The sequence below is a fragment of the Pseudomonas sp. GW821-FHT01C01 genome, assembly GCF_059422645.1.
Map to the genome: position 1 here is coordinate 17982 of NZ_JBWKXF010000004.1, position 15442 is coordinate 33423.

Consider the following 15442-nt stretch of genomic DNA (forward strand, 5'->3'; position numbering starts at 1 on the left):
CTGCTCCTACAAGGTTTTGTGTGCACCGTAGAGCCACTGTGGGAGCGGGCTTGCCCGCGAAGGCGTCAGTCCAGGCAACCATTACCCTGAGCGTAACGATCCACCACTCTGCTTGATTGATGCCCCCACCCAACACTCCTAATGTGACCCCCACGACAGCGAACCCGTGGAGTGGTCATGACAACAACAATATCCCCCGACTCGCGATGGACGCGGCGGCGCAGCGAAAAGCAGCGGCGCCTCGAGCTGGTGCGAGGTCTTGCCGACGGTGTGGTGTTGCCCACCGATAACATCGTCGCGGCGCTGGAGGCGTTGATCCTGCCGGGCGACCGCGTGGCGCTCGAAGGCAACAACCAGAAGCAGGCGGATTTCCTTTCACGTTCCCTGGCCAAGGCCGATCCCGCGAAGCTGCATGACCTGCACATGATCATGCCCAGCGTCGGGCGCTCCGAGCACCTGGACCTGTTCGAACGCGGCATCGCGCGCAAGCTCGACTTCTCTTTCGCCGGCACCCAAAGCCTGCGCATCAGCCAGTTGCTCGAAGACGGCCTGCTGGAAATCGGCGCGATCCACACCTACATCGAACTCTACGCGCGGCTGGTGGTGGACCTGATTCCCAACGTCGTGCTCTCGGCCGGCTTCATGGCCGACCGCGCCGGCAACATCTACACCGGACCGAGCACCGAAGACACCCCGGCACTGATCGAACCGGCGGCCTTCAGCGACGGCATCGTCATCGTCCAGGTCAACCAGTTGGTGGACGACGTCAGCGACTTGCCGCGGGTGGACATCCCGGCGTCCTGGGTCGACTTCGTGGTGGTGGCCGACAAGCCGTTCTACATCGAACCGCTGTTCACCCGCGACCCACGGCATATCAAGCCCGTACACGTGTTGATGGCGATGATGGCGATCCGCGGTATCTACGAAAAACACAACGTTCAATCCCTCAACCACGGCATCGGTTTCAATACCGCGGCCATCGAACTGATCCTGCCGACCTACGGCGAATCCCTCGGCCTCAAAGGCAAGATCTGCCGCAACTGGACGCTCAACCCGCACCCGACGCTGATTCCGGCGATTGAAAGCGGCTGGGTCGAAAGCGTGCATTGCTTCGGCACCGAATTGGGGATGGAAAACTACATTGCGGCGCGCCCGGATGTGTTCTTTACCGGGCGCGACGGTTCCCTGCGTTCCAACCGGATGTTCAGCCAGCTGGCGGGGCAATACGCCGTGGACCTGTTCATCGGTGCGACTTTGCAGGTCGATGGCGACGGTCATTCTTCCACCGTGACTCGCGGGCGTCTGGCCGGTTTCGGCGGGGCACCGAACATGGGCCACGACCCGCGCGGTCGTCGCCACGGCACGCCGGCCTGGCTCGACATGCGCAACACCGATGTGGCCGAACCGATGCTCGAACGCGGCAAGAAACTCGTGGTGCAGATGGTCGAGACCTTCCAGGAGGGCGGCAAGCCGACCTTCGTTGAAACCCTCGATGCCATTGATGTCGCGAAGAAAAGCGGCATGCCACTGGCGCCGATCATGGTCTACGGCGACGACGTGACCCACCTGCTGACTGAAGAAGGCATCGCCTATCTGTACAAGGCGCGCTCGCTGGAAGAGCGTCAGGCGATGATCGCCGCCGTCGCCGGGGTAACCGCCATCGGCCTGCGCCACAACCCGAAAGACACCGCGCGTATGCGCCGCGAAGGCCTGATCGCCTTGCCCGAAGACCTCGGCATCCTCCGCACCGATGCCACCCGCGAACTGCTTGCGGCGAAAAGCGTGGCTGATCTGGTGGAGTGGTCCGGTGGCCTCTACAACCCGCCCGCCAAGTTCAGGAGCTGGTAATGCACGCACTTAATCTGCAAACCAAAACCCTGAGCCTGGCCGAACGGCTGGCGGACCTGGCGGTGGATGTGCTGATCGACGAGGCTGATTTGTCGCCAAAACCGGCACTGGTCGACCGTCGCGGCAATGGCGCCCACGCCGATTTGCACCTGGGGCTGATGCACGCCTCGGCACTGTCCCTGTGGCCGACCTTCAAGGCGATGGCCGATGCCGCGATAGCGTTCGGTGAGATCGGCCTGCCCCTGCGCGAGGCCGTCGGCCGAATTGGTCGCGAAGGCGAGCAAGCAATGCTCGACACCACGGGCGGCGTGAATACTCATCGCGGGGCGATCTGGGCCTTGGGCCTGTTGGTCACTGCCGCGGCGCTGGACCCTGAATCCACGGCTGCAAGCAGCGTATCGATTCGTGCGGCGCGCCTGGCTCTGCTCGACGACCGTTACGCGCCGCGCCCACTCAGCCACGGCGCTCAAGTCGCCCAACGCTACGGCGCACGGGGCGCCCGTGAAGAAGCGCAACTGGGCTTCCCGGCGGTGATGCAACGCGCGTTGCCGCAACTCAAATGCAGCCGTGCCGCCGGTCATGGCGAGCAGAACGCCCGGCTCGACGCGCTGCTGGCGATCATGACGAATCTGGCTGACACCTGCGTGCTTTACCGTGCCGGTGAACAAGGTCTGCAAACCATGCAACTCGGCGCCCAAGCAGTGCTCGACGCGGGGGGTAGCGCCAGCCTTGCCGGACGTCGTCGGCTGCATGAGCTGGACCAACAACTCATCGCATTGAATGCCTCGCCCGGCGGCGCTGCCGACCTGCTCGCAGCCTGCCTGTTCATCGACCGTATCGCGTCTGGCGACGGCCTCATCCAGGGAGCTTTTTGATGGAAACCTTATCCTTTGAATTCCCCGCCGGGCAGCCGCCACGCGGTCGTACCCTGGTGGGCTGTGTCGGCTCGGGTGATCTGGAAGTGCTGATCGAACCGGGTCAGGCCGGCAAGCTGACAATCAATGTGCAGACCTCGGTCAATGGCAGCGAACAACGCTGGCAGCATCTGTTCGCTCGGATGTTCGACGGCCAGACGCCGCCGGCGATGGATATCGACATCCACGATTTCGGCGCCACCCCCGGCGTGGTGCGCCTGCGCCTGGAACAGGGCTTCGAGGAGATCGGCCATGACTGACAGCGCATCCCTGCTCAACAAGCACAGCTTCGTCGAACTCGGTGCGCGGCAACGGGCCAAGGCCCTGCTCGACGCCGGCACCTTTCGCGAATTGCTCGATCCCTTTCAACGGATCATGTCGCCGTGGCTGTCGCGCCAGGGGGTGGTGCCGCAAGCCGACGACGGTGTGGTGATCGCCAAGGGCAGCCTCGGCGGTTTGCCGGTGGTGATCGCCGCCATCGAAGGTGCCTTCCAGGGTGGCAGCCTCGGTGAAGTCGGCGGGGCAAAAATTGCCGGCGCACTGGAACTGGCCGCCGAAGACAACCGCAACGGCATCCCGACTCGCGCCGTGCTGCTGCTGGAAACCGGCGGCGTGCGTTTGCAGGAAGCCAACCTCGGTCTGGCGGCGATTGCTGACATTCACGCGGCGATTGTCGATTTGCAGCAGTACCAACCCGTGGTCGGAGTCGTGGCGGGCAGCGTCGGTTGTTTTGGCGGCATGTCGATTGCCGCCGGGTTGTGCAGCTACCTGCTGGTGACCCAGGAAGCGCGACTGGGCCTGAACGGCCCACAGGTGATCGAGCAGGAAGCCGGACTCGAGGAGTACGACTCCCGCGACCGGCCCTTCATCTGGAGCCTGACCGGTGGCGAGCAGCGCTTCGCCAGTGGTCTGGTGGATCGCTATGTTGCCGACGACGTGGCGCAGATTCGCCAGCAGGTGGGTGAATTGCTCAAGCAAGGTTTGCCGGCGCAACTGCGCAGCCGTCAGGCCGAACTGTTTCTGCAACGATTGGCGCGTCTGGACGCCGAACCGCAAATCGAGCCGTCCGTGGTTCGCGATCTGTACCAAGGAGAACGCCCATGAGCTCGTATTCCCTGCGTGGTTTGAACTGGTTCAACGCCTTGAGTGCCGGGGCGAAAGCGGTCGAGGGTTTGCCCGCTTCGCTTAAGGTCGCGGACGGTTCGCTGGGCGATCAGCCTGTGCGTTTCATCGCGGTGGTGGCCGATCCGGAAAACCGCTTCGTCCGTGCTCGCAATGGCGAAGTGGGTTTGCTCGAAGGCTGGGGCTTGGCCAAGGCCGTGGATGAAGTCATCGCCGCCGATCTGAACAAGGCACAGAAACGTGCCCTGGTCGCCATCGTCGACGTTCCGAGCCAGGCTTACGGTCGCCGCGAGGAAGCTCTCGGCATTCATCAGGCGCTGGCCGCAGCGGCGGGCAGTTACGCCCGTGCCCGTCTGGCCGGCCATGCGGTGATCGGTTTGCTGGTGGGCAAGGCAATGTCCGGGGCGTTCCTGGCCCACGGTTATCAGGCCAATCGCTTGATCGCCCTGCGCGATCCGGGGGTGATGGTGCATGCCATGGGCAAGGCGTCGGCGGCGCGGGTGACCTTGCGCAGCGTCGAAGAGCTCGAAGCCCTGGCGGCCAGCGTGCCACCGATGGCCTATGACATCGACAGCTATGCCAGCCTCGGGCTGCTGTGGGAAACCTTGTCGGTGGAGCAGATCGAGCAGCCGACTGCGGCGGATCTGGTACGGGTGACAGAGTGCCTGCATCAGGCGATTGGCGATGTGGCTGCCGGTGGTCGTGATCTGAGTGGTCGCCTCGGTGCGAGCAATCGTGCAGCGTCGAGCAAGGTTCGCCAATTGCTGAGGGCGCAGTGGTGAATACGTTTCTGGCCCATGACCTGCTGTGGGGCATGACCGCGCAGCGGTTGCCTGCGGAGGCGCCTTCGTGGGTGATCGAGTCGATCAGTGCCGGGCAGCCGGTGGTGGTCCGTCGTGCCTTGTGCGCGGCGGGACAGGTGGCAGTGGGCGTGCGTGGGACGCTGCGCGAACAGCGATTTGCGACGCAGATGGAAGTCGCCGCCATTACGCGACGAGTGCGACCTGAAGAGCTGTGCCATGTTCAAGGCCAGCGTGATTTCCCGGCGCTGCGGGCCTTGGCGCAACTGCGCCCACACCTCGATAACAGCGGTTGGACCTGGGGTGTCAGCGGCAGTGCCGGGTTCGAGTTGGCCAGTGGAATTGCCGCATTGCACGAGGGCAGCGACCTCGATCTGATCCTGCGTGCGCCACGTCCGTTGAGTCGTGTCGACGCGCAGGCGTTGGTGGCCGTTCTTGATACAGCCGTGTGCCGCGTGGACCTGCAACTGCAGACACCGTCGGGCGCCGTTGCCTTGCGCGAATGGGCCGGTGCTTCGTCGCGGGTCCTGTTGAAAAATGCCACTCAAGCCACTTTGGTTACAGACCCGTGGAATCCACAGGAGCAAGCCGCGTGAGCAGCTTGCTGGTGTTCCCCGGTCAGGGTGCGCAGCAGCCGGGCATGCTGGCGCGTTTGCCTCGGCAAACGCTGAACGAGGCGAGCGATCTGCTCGGTGAAGATGTCATGCGGCTGGATTCTGCCGAGGCGTTGCAGTCGACGAGGGCGGTTCAGCTTTGCCTGCTGATCGCCGGCGTCGCCGCTTCACGCCAGTTGGCCATGACCCCGGACTACGTGGCCGGATTGTCGATCGGCGCTTACCCGGCAGCGGTGGTGGCCGGTGCCTTGAGTTTCAGCGATGCGTTGCATCTGGTCAGCCTGCGCGGTGAGCTGATGCAGCAGGCTTATCCACAAGGCTACGGCATGACCGCAATCATCGGTCTGGACCTGGCCAGGGTGGAGGTACTGCTGGCCCGGGTGCATAGCGCAGAAACGCCGGTTTATCTGGCCAATATCAACGCCGATAACCAAGTAGTGATTGCCGGTAGCGATGTGGCGATGCAAGCGGTGGCCGAGTTGGCGAAAGGTTGCGGAGCGGGCTTGGCCAAGCGTCTGGCAGTGAGTGTGCCTTCGCACTGCCCTTTGCTGGAGGCCCCTGCACAAACCCTCGCTGAAGCTTTCGCCAAAGTGTCGCTGCACACACCGAAGACCGGTTACCTGAGCGGCAGTCGCGCGCGTCCGCTGATCAAGCCGGAAGCCTTGCGTGACGACCTGGCCTTCAACATGTGCCGCATCGTCGATTGGCGCGGCACGGTACAAAGCGCCTACGAACGTGGCGTGCGTCTACAGATCGAACTGCCGCCCGGTGCGGTGTTGACCGGACTGGCGCGCCGGGTGTTCGAGCAAGGCACCGTGATTGCCTTCGACGGTGCGCGGCTCGATACCTTGCAGGCGCTGATGCGAGAGGAGGGAAGCCGTCACTCCTAGATCATCCGGCTTCAGGCTTCGAACAACAAAAACAACATTCGACGATGCACTTTGAGGACTACAACAATGATTATTTACGGTGTGGCGCTGTTGGCGATCTGTACGCTGGCAGGGGTGATCATGGGTGACATGCTCGGTGTGTTGCTGGGTGTGAAATCAAACGTCGGCGGTGTCGGGATCGCGATGATCCTGCTGATTTGCGCACGGCTGTGGATGCACAGGCGTGGCGGCATGACCAAGGATTGCGAGATGGGCGTCGGCTTCTGGGGCGCCATGTACATTCCGGTGGTGGTCGCGATGGCGGCGCAACAAAACGTGGTCACGGCGCTGCACGGTGGTCCGGTGGCGGTGCTGGCGGCGATCGGTTCGGTGGTGGTTTGCGGTTGCACCATTGCCCTGATCAGCCGGACCCATAAAGGCGAACCCTTGCCCGATGAACCGGTGGAAGTGGCACCGGTTGGCACTCCAGTAGGAGGCCGCTGATATGTGGGAACTCTTTGAGAAAGGCCTGGCAACTAACAGTCTGGTCACCGCATTCGCTTTCGTCGGCATCATCATGTGGGTGTCGGTAATTCTCTCCAAACGCCTGACCTTCGGGCGAATTCACGGCTCTGCCATCGCCATCGTCATCGGCCTGGTACTGGCCTGGGTCGGTGGCACGATGACCGGCGGGCAAAAAGGCCTGGCGGACTTGACGCTGTTTTCCGGCATCGGGTTGATGGGCGGCGCGATGCTGCGGGACTTCGCCATCGTCGCCACGGCATTCGAGGTGCAGGCCACCGAAGCGAAAAAGGCCGGTTTGATTGGTGTGATCGCGCTGCTGTTGGGCACGGTGCTGCCGTTCATTGTCGGCGCGTGCATGGCCTGGGCATTCGGTTACCGCGACGCGGTGAGCATGACCACCATTGGCGCCGGTGCGGTGACTTACATCGTCGGGCCAGTGACCGGTGCGGCGATCGGCGCCAGTTCCGATGTGGTGGCGCTGTCGATTGCCACCGGTCTGATCAAGGCGATTCTGGTGATGGTCGGTACACCGATGGCGGCGCGCTGGATGGGCCTGGACAATCCGCGTTCGGCGATGGTGTTCGGTGGGCTGGCGGGGACGGTCAGTGGCGTGACCGCCGGTTTGGCGGCGACGGATCGGCGCCTGGTGCCTTATGGTGCGTTGACTGCGACGTTCCACACCGGGCTTGGGTGCCTGTTGGGGCCTTCTCTGTTGTTCTTCATTGTTCGCGGGATTGTCGGCTAGGTTCAGGGGCTGAGTTGTCGGGTCTGACGCTTTCGCGAGCAAGCCCGCTCCCACATTTGGAATGCGATCGAATGTGGGAGCGGGCTTGCTCGCGAAGGGCGCGACTCGTTTTCAAGCCTGGCGATTGGCATACATCCGACACTCCGCCAGCAACGCCAGCAGGTTCGGATCACGTTCCTTGGCCTTCAGGAACACCACGCCAATGTGCTGCTGCAAACGGTACTTTTCCTGCAACGGGATCAGCTTCACCCGGTTTTCGTACACCGCCGCAATCCGCCCCGGCAGCAACGCATAACCCACGCCCGAACTGACCATGCTCAGCAGCGTGAAGATGTCGTTGACCTGCATCGCCACCTTCGGCTCGAACCCTGCCTGCTCGAACACCCGCTTGCCGTCCTGATGGGTGGCGAAGCCCTGGGTCAGGGTGATGAAGGTTTCGTCGCGGACCTCTGCCAGGTCGACTTCGGTTCGCTGGGCAAACTTCGAGTCGGCGGGTGTGGCGAGGAAAATGTCGTCGGAAAACAGCGGGATCTGTTCGCAATCCGGGTCATTGACGGTGTCGTCCAGCGACACCAGGATCGCATCGACTTCCATGTTCTTGAGCTTGTAGAGCAGGTCGATGTTGGAGCCCAGAATCAGGTCGATGTTGAGCTCGCTGCGGCGGATCTTCAAACCCATGATCAGCTGCGGCACGGTCTTCACCGTCAGGGAATACAGTGAGCCCAGTTTGAAGCGTTCAGCCGAGAACCCGGCGGCTTCGCGGGTCAGGCGCACACTTTCGACGACGTCCTGAATCAGCTTCTGCGCCCGTTCTTCCAGCACATAAGCGCTTTCCAGCGGTGTCAGGTTGCGGCCTTCGTGCTTGAACAACGGGCAGCGCAGGGCGCTTTCCAGGGAATGGATCGCCCGATGCACGCTGACGTTGCTGGTCTGCAACTCGACAGCGGCCCGCGCCAGGTTGCCGGTGCGCATGAAGGCCAGGAACACCTCGAGTTTTTTCAGGGTCAACTCTTCATCGATCAGCATGGGGCGGACTCTTTTTGGAATGACTCGATTGTGCCCAATTCCTCAAACTCGCGCATGCTGGGTTGTGTAGGAGTTGGCTTGCCAGCGAATGCCGCGCCGCGATTTGTCTGAATCACCGCCTTCGCCGGCAAGCCGGCTCCTACAGGGGAGTTGTGTTTTGAAACATTGCGCTTTTAAGCTTCAGGGCTGAGCCTTGCGCTCTGCGGTAATGAAATTCGAGGTGAGCAACGCATGTATCACGGGGAAAGACTGAACGCCTGGACGCATTTGGTCGGGGCAGTGGCGGCGTTTATCGGAGGGGTGTGGCTGATTGTGCTGGCCAGTCTCGACGGCAGTCCGTGGAAGATTGTCAGCATGGCGATCTACGCCTTTACCTTGCTGGTGCTTTACAGCGCTTCGACCGTGTACCACAGCGTGCGCGGGCGCAAGAAAGAGATTATGCAGAAGGTCGATCACTTCTCGATCTACCTGTTGATCGCCGGCAGCTACACGCCGTTCTGCCTGGTGACCCTGCGCGGGCCGTGGGGCTGGACGTTGTTCGGGATTGTCTGGGGTTTGGCGCTGATCGGCATACTGCAAGAGATCAAGCCGCGTTCGGAAGCACGCATTCTGTCGATCGTGATTTATGCGGTGATGGGCTGGATCGTACTGGTGGCGGTCAAGCCGTTGCTTGCGGCACTGGGCGGTGCCGGGTTTGCGTGGCTGGCTTCAGGCGGTGTGTTGTACACCGTCGGGATTATCTTTTTCGCCCTCGACCATCGGTTGCGACATGCCCACGGGATCTGGCATCTGTTTGTCATCGCCGGGAGCCTGTTGCACTTCGTGGCGATTTTCTTTTATGTCCTCTAGACCGTGTCGCGGCCATTCGCGAGCAAGCCCGCTCCCACAGGTTGTTCATCAGGCTTCAGGGTTGCGCAGGACTCAGGTTCTCCAATTGCTCCCGGGCGCGGCGGCTGAAGATCTGCAACAGGTCATTGAGCGTGTGCGGCAGTGGTTCGCTGGCGCGAGTCACGGCGTACAGGGTGATCGGCAGTGGCGGGGCCAGCGGGCGGATGGTCGTGGTGCCCGGTGATGCGCCGAGGGCGGTGAACGGGTCGATCACCGCCAGGCCGGCACCGGATTCGACCATGGCCCGGGCCAGTGAATAGGTCTGTACGGCGATGCGTATCCGGGGCGGCGGCTCGACGGCTTCCAGATAACTGTCGAGCCGCGCGGCCAACGGATCGGCGCTGGACAGCCCGATCAGCGGCGCATTCGCCAGCGCCATCAGCGGCAGTGGCTGGCCGGCGTCGGCCGCCGGCCAGAAACCGTCGGGCGCCAACACCACCAGCACCCCCGAGGCCAGCGCCTGGGCCTTGAGTCCAGGGTGATCCGGGCGTTGCAGGGTCAGGGCGACATCCACTTCGCGCATCAACAGGTTCTGCACCAGTTCGCGACTGTGGGCGCTGGAGAGTTCGCAAGCGATGTCCGGGTAACGCCCGGTCCATTCGTGAATGGCCGGCGGCAGCAATGACAGGGCCAGCGCCGGGGTGGCACCGATGCGCAGGCTGTGGCCCGGTTCGCGGCGCAGGCTCTGCGCCAGGCGTCGCACGCCTTGCAGGCTTTCACTGACCTTGTCCACTTCACGCTCCAGTTCCAGCGCTTCCGGCGTCGCCTGCAACTTGCCGCGTACCCGCAGGAACAGCGGGAAACCCAATTGTTGCTCGGCGTGCTGCAACACCTTGCTCACCGCCGGCTGCGAGACGTGCAGCAATTGCGCGGCAGCGCTGATCGAACCGGTCTGGCGGATGGCCTGGAAAATCTCGATATGGCGAAGGCGCATGGCAAGTCCATAACCTTTGTTTATGGGTTTGCCATCTTTATGCATTGTTCAACGTCTGTCACCTGGCTCTAACCTTGGCCTCGTCTTCACAACGGTTTTAAGGACGGACATGGCTCAGCGTGTGTGCATCATCGGAGGCGGCGTGATTGGCCTGGCAACGGCCTATGCGCTGGTGCGCGACGGCTTTGAGGTGACGGTGGTCGAGGCACGGGATTCGCTGGGCAGCGAAACCAGCTTCGCCAACGGCGGCCAGTTGTCCTATCGCTATGTCGCGCCCCTGGCCGACGCCGGTGTGCCTTTGCAAGCCATCGGCTGGATGCTGCGCGGCGACTCACCGTTGAAGCTGCGCCCGCGCTTTGACCCGGCCCAGTGGCGCTGGATGGCATCGTTCCTCGGCGCCTGCCGCCGCTCGGTCAACCGCGAGAACGCCTCGCACCTGCTGCGTCTGGCGCTGTTCAGCCAGGACACATTGAAGTCCTGGCGCGAGGGCGATGGGCTGACGGGATTCCAGTGGCGGCGCAATGGCAAACTGGTGACTTTCCGCCAGAACAGCAGCTTCGAGCGTGCGCGCCAGAGCCTGGCCGATCCGCAGCAACAGCAGGTGTTGTCGCCGGCCGAATGCGCGCAACTGGAACCGGCGCTGATCGATGCGCCCTTTGTCGGGGCGATCTACACCCCGGACGAAGAGGTGGGCGACTGCCACGGTTTTTGCCAGCAACTGGCCGCCCGGCTGCAAGCGTCCGGCCGTTGCGAGTTTCGTCTCGGGCAAGCGGTAACCGGCATTCGCCACAGCAACGGCAGCGTCAACGCCATCGAACTGGGCGAGCAAGTGCTGCCGGTCGATCAACTGGTGATCGCCGCCGGTCACCGCAGCCCGCTGTTGGCGCTTCCCGGGCTGCAACTGCCGCTTTATCCGCTCAAGGGCTACAGCCTGACCGTGCCGATCGGCGCTGGTCACCGAGCGCCGGACGTCAGTATCACCGACTACGACCGCAAGATCGTCTACGCGCGCATCGGCGAGCAATTGCGAGTGGCGGCAATGGTCGACATTGTCGGCTTCGACCCTGCTTTGGACCCCAAGCGCCTGGTGCTGATCAAGCGTCAGGCCCATGACACCTTTCCAAATGCCGGCGCCTATGACGAAGCCGTCGAATGGGCCGGCATGCGCCCGGCCACCCCTAACGGCGTGCCGTTGCTGGGCGCGACAGCGTATCGCAACCTGTGGCTCAACCTCGGCCACGGCGCGCTGGGTTTCACCCTGGCATGCGGCAGCGGGCGCTTGCTCAGCGAGCTGATCGGCGAGCGCCAGCCGTCCATTGACCTTCAGGGTTTCAGCCACCGGGTCGCCTGAATACTGATTTCTAAGGAGGACACTGCAATGACCATTACCCGACTGCACAGCAACCCGCGCTTGTCTGGCGCCGTGACCTTTGGCGACCTGGTGTTTCTCTCCGGGCAGGTGCCGGGCGATGCCCGGGATGCCAGCGGCCAGACCCGCGAAGTGCTGGCGAAAATCGATACCTTGCTGGCCGAGGCGGGCAGCGACAAGGATCATCTGCTCAGTGCGACCATTTACCTGAAGAACATCACCGAGGATTTCGCCGCGATGAACGAGGTCTGGTCGGCCTGGCTATCGCCGGGACAGGCACCGAGCCGCACCACCGTGCAGGCCGAACTGGCCCGCCCGCAGGTGCTGGTGGAAATCACCGTCATCGCGGCACGCGTCTGATAAACCAACACCCACAACGGAGAATAACAATGCAAAAAATCACGTTGCTCGCTTGTACGCTTGGCCTGTTGCTCGGCAGTCAGGTTCAAGCCAATGAAGCGCCGCTGACCGGCACCCTGAGCAAGATCGCCAGCGCCAACAGCATCACCCTGGGCTATCGCGACGCTTCAGTGCCGTTCTCCTACGTGGGTGATCACAGCGGCACGCCGATGGGTTACTCGGTGGATCTGGCGGGCAAGATCGTCGAGCGCATCCAGCAGCAACTGGCGCTGCCGGACTTGAAGGTGAAGTACAACCTGGTGACCTCGCAAACCCGCATTCCACTGGTGCAGAACGGCACCGTGGACCTGGAGTGCGGTTCCACCGGCGTGACCGCCGAGCGGCAGAAGCAGGTGGCGTTCTCCTACGGCTTCATCTACGTCAAAGGCCAGTTGCTGACGGCCAAGGACAGTGGGATCAAGAGCTTCGCCGACCTGCGCGGCAAGAACGTGGTGACTACCGCCGGCACCACCAACGAGCGCTTCCTGAAAAGCTACAACGTCGATCACAAGATCGACATGTTCGTGATCAGTGCCAAGGACCACGGCGAAGCCTTCCAGATGCTGCAATCGGGCCGGGCGGTGGCGTTCTACATGGACGACGCGCTGCTCTACGGCGAGCGCGCCAAGGCCAATGACCCGCACAAGTGGGTGGTGGTCGGGGAGGAGCAATCACGGGAGATCTACAGCTGCATGGTGCGCAAGGGCGATCCGCAGTTCCTGGCGCTGGTCAACGGCGCATTGGCGGATCTGTACAGTTCGGGCGAGATCAATGGCATCTACAAACGCTGGTTCGAGCAGCCGATCCCGCCGAAGGGTTTGAACCTTGAATTCCCGATGACCAGCGAACTCAAGGCAATCATTGCCAAACCGGTGAGCGATCCGGTGCAGTAGCAGCCAGATCGGCCTCTAGACCGTGTCGCGGCCATTCGCGAGCAAGCCCACTCCCACAGAATGCGTTCCAATGTGGGAGCGGGCTTGCTCGCGAAGAGGCACTAGAAGTCACCCCAAAGTTGCTGGGCCACCGCCAGTGCAACAACCGGTGCGGTTTCGGTGCGCAGCACCCGTGGACCGAGGCGGGCGGCGTGGAAGCCGCTGGCCTTGGCCTGATCGACTTCGGCATCGGATAAACCGCCCTCTGGACCGATCAGGAATGCCAGACTTGAAGGTTTGGCGTGGCTCACCAACGGCTCGGCCACCGGGTGTAAAACCAGCTTCAATCCGGCTTGCGTCTGCTTCAACCAGTCAGCCAGCAACAGCGGCGGATGAATCACCGGTACCCGTGAACGCCCGCACTGCTCGCACGCGCTGATCGCCACCTGACGCCAATGCAGCAGGCGCTTGTCGGCGCGCTCGTCCTTGAGCCGGACTTCGCAGCGTTCGGTGAAGATCGGGGTGATTTCAGTGACACCCAATTCAGTGGCTTTCTGAATCGCCCAGTCCATGCGCTCGCCTCGGGACAGGCCCTGGCCGAGATGGATTTGCAGCGGCGACTCGACCTGCCCGGCGAAGCTTTCATCGATCTGCACCACGACGCGTTTTTTGCCGACTTCGACCAGCCTGGCGCGAAACTCCTGGCCCGAGCCGTCGAACAACTGCAACGCATCGCCCTCGGCCATGCGCAGCACGCGGCTGATGTAATGGGCCTGGGCTTCGGGCAATTCGTGCTCGCCGGTGCTCAAGGGGGCGTCGATGAAGAAGCGGGACAGTCTCATGCGGAGTCTCTGAAAAAGTGCAAATCATTTGAAGGTCGTGCCGACCTTATCGCTGGCAAGCCAGCTCCTACAAGGAACTGACTGCCGCAAATTTTGTGTACGACCCTGACCTGTAGGAGCTGGTTTGCCAGCGAAAGCGGACTGCCAGACCCCACAGGATCGCGAGTGGAATCATCAGCCAGGATCACGGAACCCTGGGTGAAAGTCCTTCGGCACTGCCACGCTGACACTGTCACGGGTGGCGATGTCGATCCCTTCGCTGGCCACTTCGGCCAGGAAATCGATCTGCTCCGGGGTGATCACATACGGCGGCAGGAAATACACCACGCTGCCCAATGGACGAAGCAATGCACCACGTTCCAGTGCGTGCTGGAACACCTTCAGGCCGCGACGTTCCTGCCATGGGTAGGCTTCCTTGGTGACCTTGTCCTTGACCATCTCGATGGCCAGCACCATGCCGGTCTGACGTACTTCGGAGACATTCGGGTGATCGACCAGGTGCGCGGTGGAGGAGGCCATGCGCTGCGCCAGGGCCTTGTTGTTCTCGATGACGTTGTCTTCTTCGAAAATATCCAGGGTCGCCAGGGCCGCCGCGCACGCCAGCGGGTTGCCGGTGTAGCTGTGGGAGTGCAGGAAGGCGCGCAGGGTCGGGTAGTCGTCGTAGAAGGCGCTGTAGACCTCGTCGGTGGTCATGCACGCCGCCAATGGCAGGTAACCGCCGGTCAGGGCCTTGGACAGGCACAGGAAGTCCGGACGGATACCGGCCTGTTCGCAGGCGAACATCGTCCCGGTGCGGCCGAAGCCGACGGCGATTTCGTCGTGGATCAGGTGCACGCCGTAGCGGTCGCAGGCCGCACGCAGCAACTGGAGGTACACCGGGTGATACATGCGCATGCCACCGGCGCCCTGGATCAGCGGTTCAACAATCACGGCGGCGACGCTGTCGTGGTTTTCGGCCAGGGTCTGTTCCATGGCTGCGAACATGTTGCGCGAATGCTCTTCCCAGCTCATGCCCTCGGGACGCAGGTAGCAGTCCGGGCTCGGCACCTTGATGGTGTCCATCAACAGCGCTTTGTAGGTTTCGGTGAACAGCGGCACGTCGCCCACCGACATCGCGGCCATGGTTTCGCCGTGGTAGCTGTTGGTCAGGGTGACGAAGCGTTTCTTGTTCGGCTGACCGCGATTGAGCCAGTAGTGAAAGCTCATTTTCAGCGCGACTTCGATGCAGGATGAGCCGTTATCGGCGTAGAAGCACCGGGTCAGGCCTTCCGGCGTCATCTTCACCAGGCGCTCGGACAGTTCGATCACCGGTTGATGACTGAAGCCGGCAAGGATCACATGTTCGAGCTGATCGACCTGGTCCTTGATGCGCTGGTTGATCCGCGGGTTGGCGTGCCCGAACACATTGACCCACCAGGAACTGACCGCATCGAGGTAGCGTTTGCCCTCGAAGTCTTCCAGCCACACGCCTTCACCGCGCTTGATCGGGATCAGTGGCAATTGCTCGTGATCTTTCATCTGGGTGCAGGGATGCCACAACACGGCGAGATCGCGTTGCATCCACTGATTATTCAGGCCCATTTTCACTCTCCTGGAGGCGGTCCGTGAGACGCGCGGACAAACAATCGCGCAAGCCTATGCAATGCGTGTCACGGGAACAACCCATTGTGTCGAA

General features: G+C 62.6%; 17 protein-coding genes. 13 read left to right on the top strand and 4 right to left on the bottom strand.

From position 1 onward, the window contains the following. Window positions 1–177 precede the first annotated feature (177 nt). From mdcA to madM, 9 genes are all read left to right on the top strand, one after another. Window positions 178–1848, top strand: a complete 1671-nt coding sequence (gene mdcA / locus AC07XF_RS03815; RefSeq protein ID WP_495025461.1) for a malonate decarboxylase subunit alpha — start codon at window positions 178–180, stop codon at window positions 1846–1848. Then, window positions 1848–2723, top strand: coding sequence for a triphosphoribosyl-dephospho-CoA synthase (locus tag AC07XF_RS03820; RefSeq protein WP_495025462.1), 876 nt, complete (start codon window positions 1848–1850; stop codon window positions 2721–2723). Before mdcA ends, AC07XF_RS03820 begins: the two co-directional genes overlap by 1 nt. Next, window positions 2723–3022, top strand: coding sequence for a malonate decarboxylase subunit delta (locus AC07XF_RS03825; RefSeq protein WP_007975424.1), 300 nt, complete (start codon window positions 2723–2725; stop codon window positions 3020–3022). The genes AC07XF_RS03820 and AC07XF_RS03825 overlap by 1 nt, the downstream gene beginning before the upstream one ends. After that, the gene (locus AC07XF_RS03830) at window positions 3015–3866 is read left to right on the top strand and encodes a biotin-independent malonate decarboxylase subunit beta (protein WP_495025463.1); all 852 of its coding nucleotides are present in this window, start codon (window positions 3015–3017) and stop codon (window positions 3864–3866) included. The genes AC07XF_RS03825 and AC07XF_RS03830 overlap by 8 nt, the downstream gene beginning before the upstream one ends. Next, a complete protein-coding gene (gene mdcE, locus AC07XF_RS03835) occupies window positions 3863–4666 on the top strand; it encodes a biotin-independent malonate decarboxylase subunit gamma (RefSeq protein ID WP_495025464.1) in 804 nt (267 codons plus the stop codon). The genes AC07XF_RS03830 and mdcE overlap by 4 nt, the downstream gene beginning before the upstream one ends. After that, complete coding sequence (locus AC07XF_RS03840) at window positions 4660–5280, top strand: malonate decarboxylase holo-ACP synthase (RefSeq protein WP_495025465.1); 621 nt, start codon at window positions 4660–4662, stop codon at window positions 5278–5280. The genes mdcE and AC07XF_RS03840 overlap by 7 nt, the downstream gene beginning before the upstream one ends. Next, window positions 5277–6188 carry a malonate decarboxylase subunit epsilon gene (gene mdcH, locus AC07XF_RS03845; protein WP_495025466.1) on the top strand — a complete coding sequence of 304 codons (912 nt, stop codon included), beginning with the start codon at window positions 5277–5279 and terminating at the stop codon, window positions 6186–6188. Before AC07XF_RS03840 ends, mdcH begins: the two co-directional genes overlap by 4 nt. Window positions 6189–6254: 66 nt before the next feature. Beyond that, window positions 6255–6671 (top strand): malonate transporter subunit MadL, encoded by a 417-nt coding sequence (madL, locus tag AC07XF_RS03850; RefSeq protein ID WP_495025467.1) that lies wholly within the window; start codon window positions 6255–6257, stop codon window positions 6669–6671. A 1-nt stretch (window position 6672) separates the two neighbouring features. Then, on the top strand, window positions 6673–7437 hold the full coding sequence (gene madM / locus AC07XF_RS03855; RefSeq protein WP_007987763.1) for a malonate transporter subunit MadM: 765 nt from the start codon (window positions 6673–6675) through the stop codon (window positions 7435–7437). Window positions 7438–7548: 111 nt separating this feature from the next. On the opposite strand, the gene AC07XF_RS03860 is transcribed toward madM, so the two are convergent. After that, window positions 7549–8463 (bottom strand): LysR family transcriptional regulator, encoded by a 915-nt coding sequence (locus AC07XF_RS03860; RefSeq protein ID WP_495025468.1) that lies wholly within the window; start codon window positions 8461–8463, stop codon window positions 7549–7551. 231 nt (window positions 8464–8694) lie between these two features. Between AC07XF_RS03860 and trhA the strand changes: the two genes are divergently transcribed. Then, a complete protein-coding gene (trhA, locus tag AC07XF_RS03865) occupies window positions 8695–9312 on the top strand; it encodes a PAQR family membrane homeostasis protein TrhA (RefSeq protein WP_495025469.1) in 618 nt (205 codons plus the stop codon). 55 nt (window positions 9313–9367) lie between these two features. Here the strand turns inward: trhA and AC07XF_RS03870 are convergent, their stop codons facing one another. Further along, a complete protein-coding gene (locus tag AC07XF_RS03870; protein ID WP_495025470.1) occupies window positions 9368–10285 on the bottom strand; it encodes a LysR family transcriptional regulator in 918 nt (305 codons plus the stop codon). A gap of 109 nt (window positions 10286–10394) precedes the next feature. Here AC07XF_RS03870 and AC07XF_RS03875 point away from each other — a divergent pair, with 109 nt between their 5' ends. The 3 genes from AC07XF_RS03875 to AC07XF_RS03885 are packed head-to-tail and all read left to right on the top strand — an operon-like array spanning window position 10395 to window position 12946. Continuing rightward, window positions 10395–11636, top strand: coding sequence for a D-amino acid dehydrogenase (locus AC07XF_RS03875; protein WP_495025471.1), 1242 nt, complete (start codon window positions 10395–10397; stop codon window positions 11634–11636). A gap of 27 nt (window positions 11637–11663) precedes the next feature. After that, window positions 11664–12014, top strand: a complete 351-nt coding sequence (locus AC07XF_RS03880; protein WP_007975437.1) for a RidA family protein — start codon at window positions 11664–11666, stop codon at window positions 12012–12014. A gap of 29 nt (window positions 12015–12043) precedes the next feature. Further along, on the top strand, window positions 12044–12946 hold the full coding sequence (locus AC07XF_RS03885) for a transporter substrate-binding domain-containing protein (protein WP_495025472.1): 903 nt from the start codon (window positions 12044–12046) through the stop codon (window positions 12944–12946). Window positions 12947–13047: 101 nt separating this feature from the next. On the opposite strand, the gene AC07XF_RS03890 is transcribed toward AC07XF_RS03885, so the two are convergent. Both AC07XF_RS03890 and AC07XF_RS03895 read right to left on the bottom strand, forming a co-directional pair. After that, window positions 13048–13767: a 16S rRNA (uracil(1498)-N(3))-methyltransferase gene (locus tag AC07XF_RS03890; RefSeq protein WP_495025473.1), complete on the bottom strand. Its 720-nt coding sequence runs from the start codon at window positions 13765–13767 to the stop codon at window positions 13048–13050. A 174-nt stretch (window positions 13768–13941) separates the two neighbouring features. After that, window positions 13942–15348, bottom strand: coding sequence for an adenosylmethionine--8-amino-7-oxononanoate transaminase (locus AC07XF_RS03895; RefSeq protein WP_495025474.1), 1407 nt, complete (start codon window positions 15346–15348; stop codon window positions 13942–13944). Between the last annotated feature and the right edge of the window lie 94 nt (window positions 15349–15442).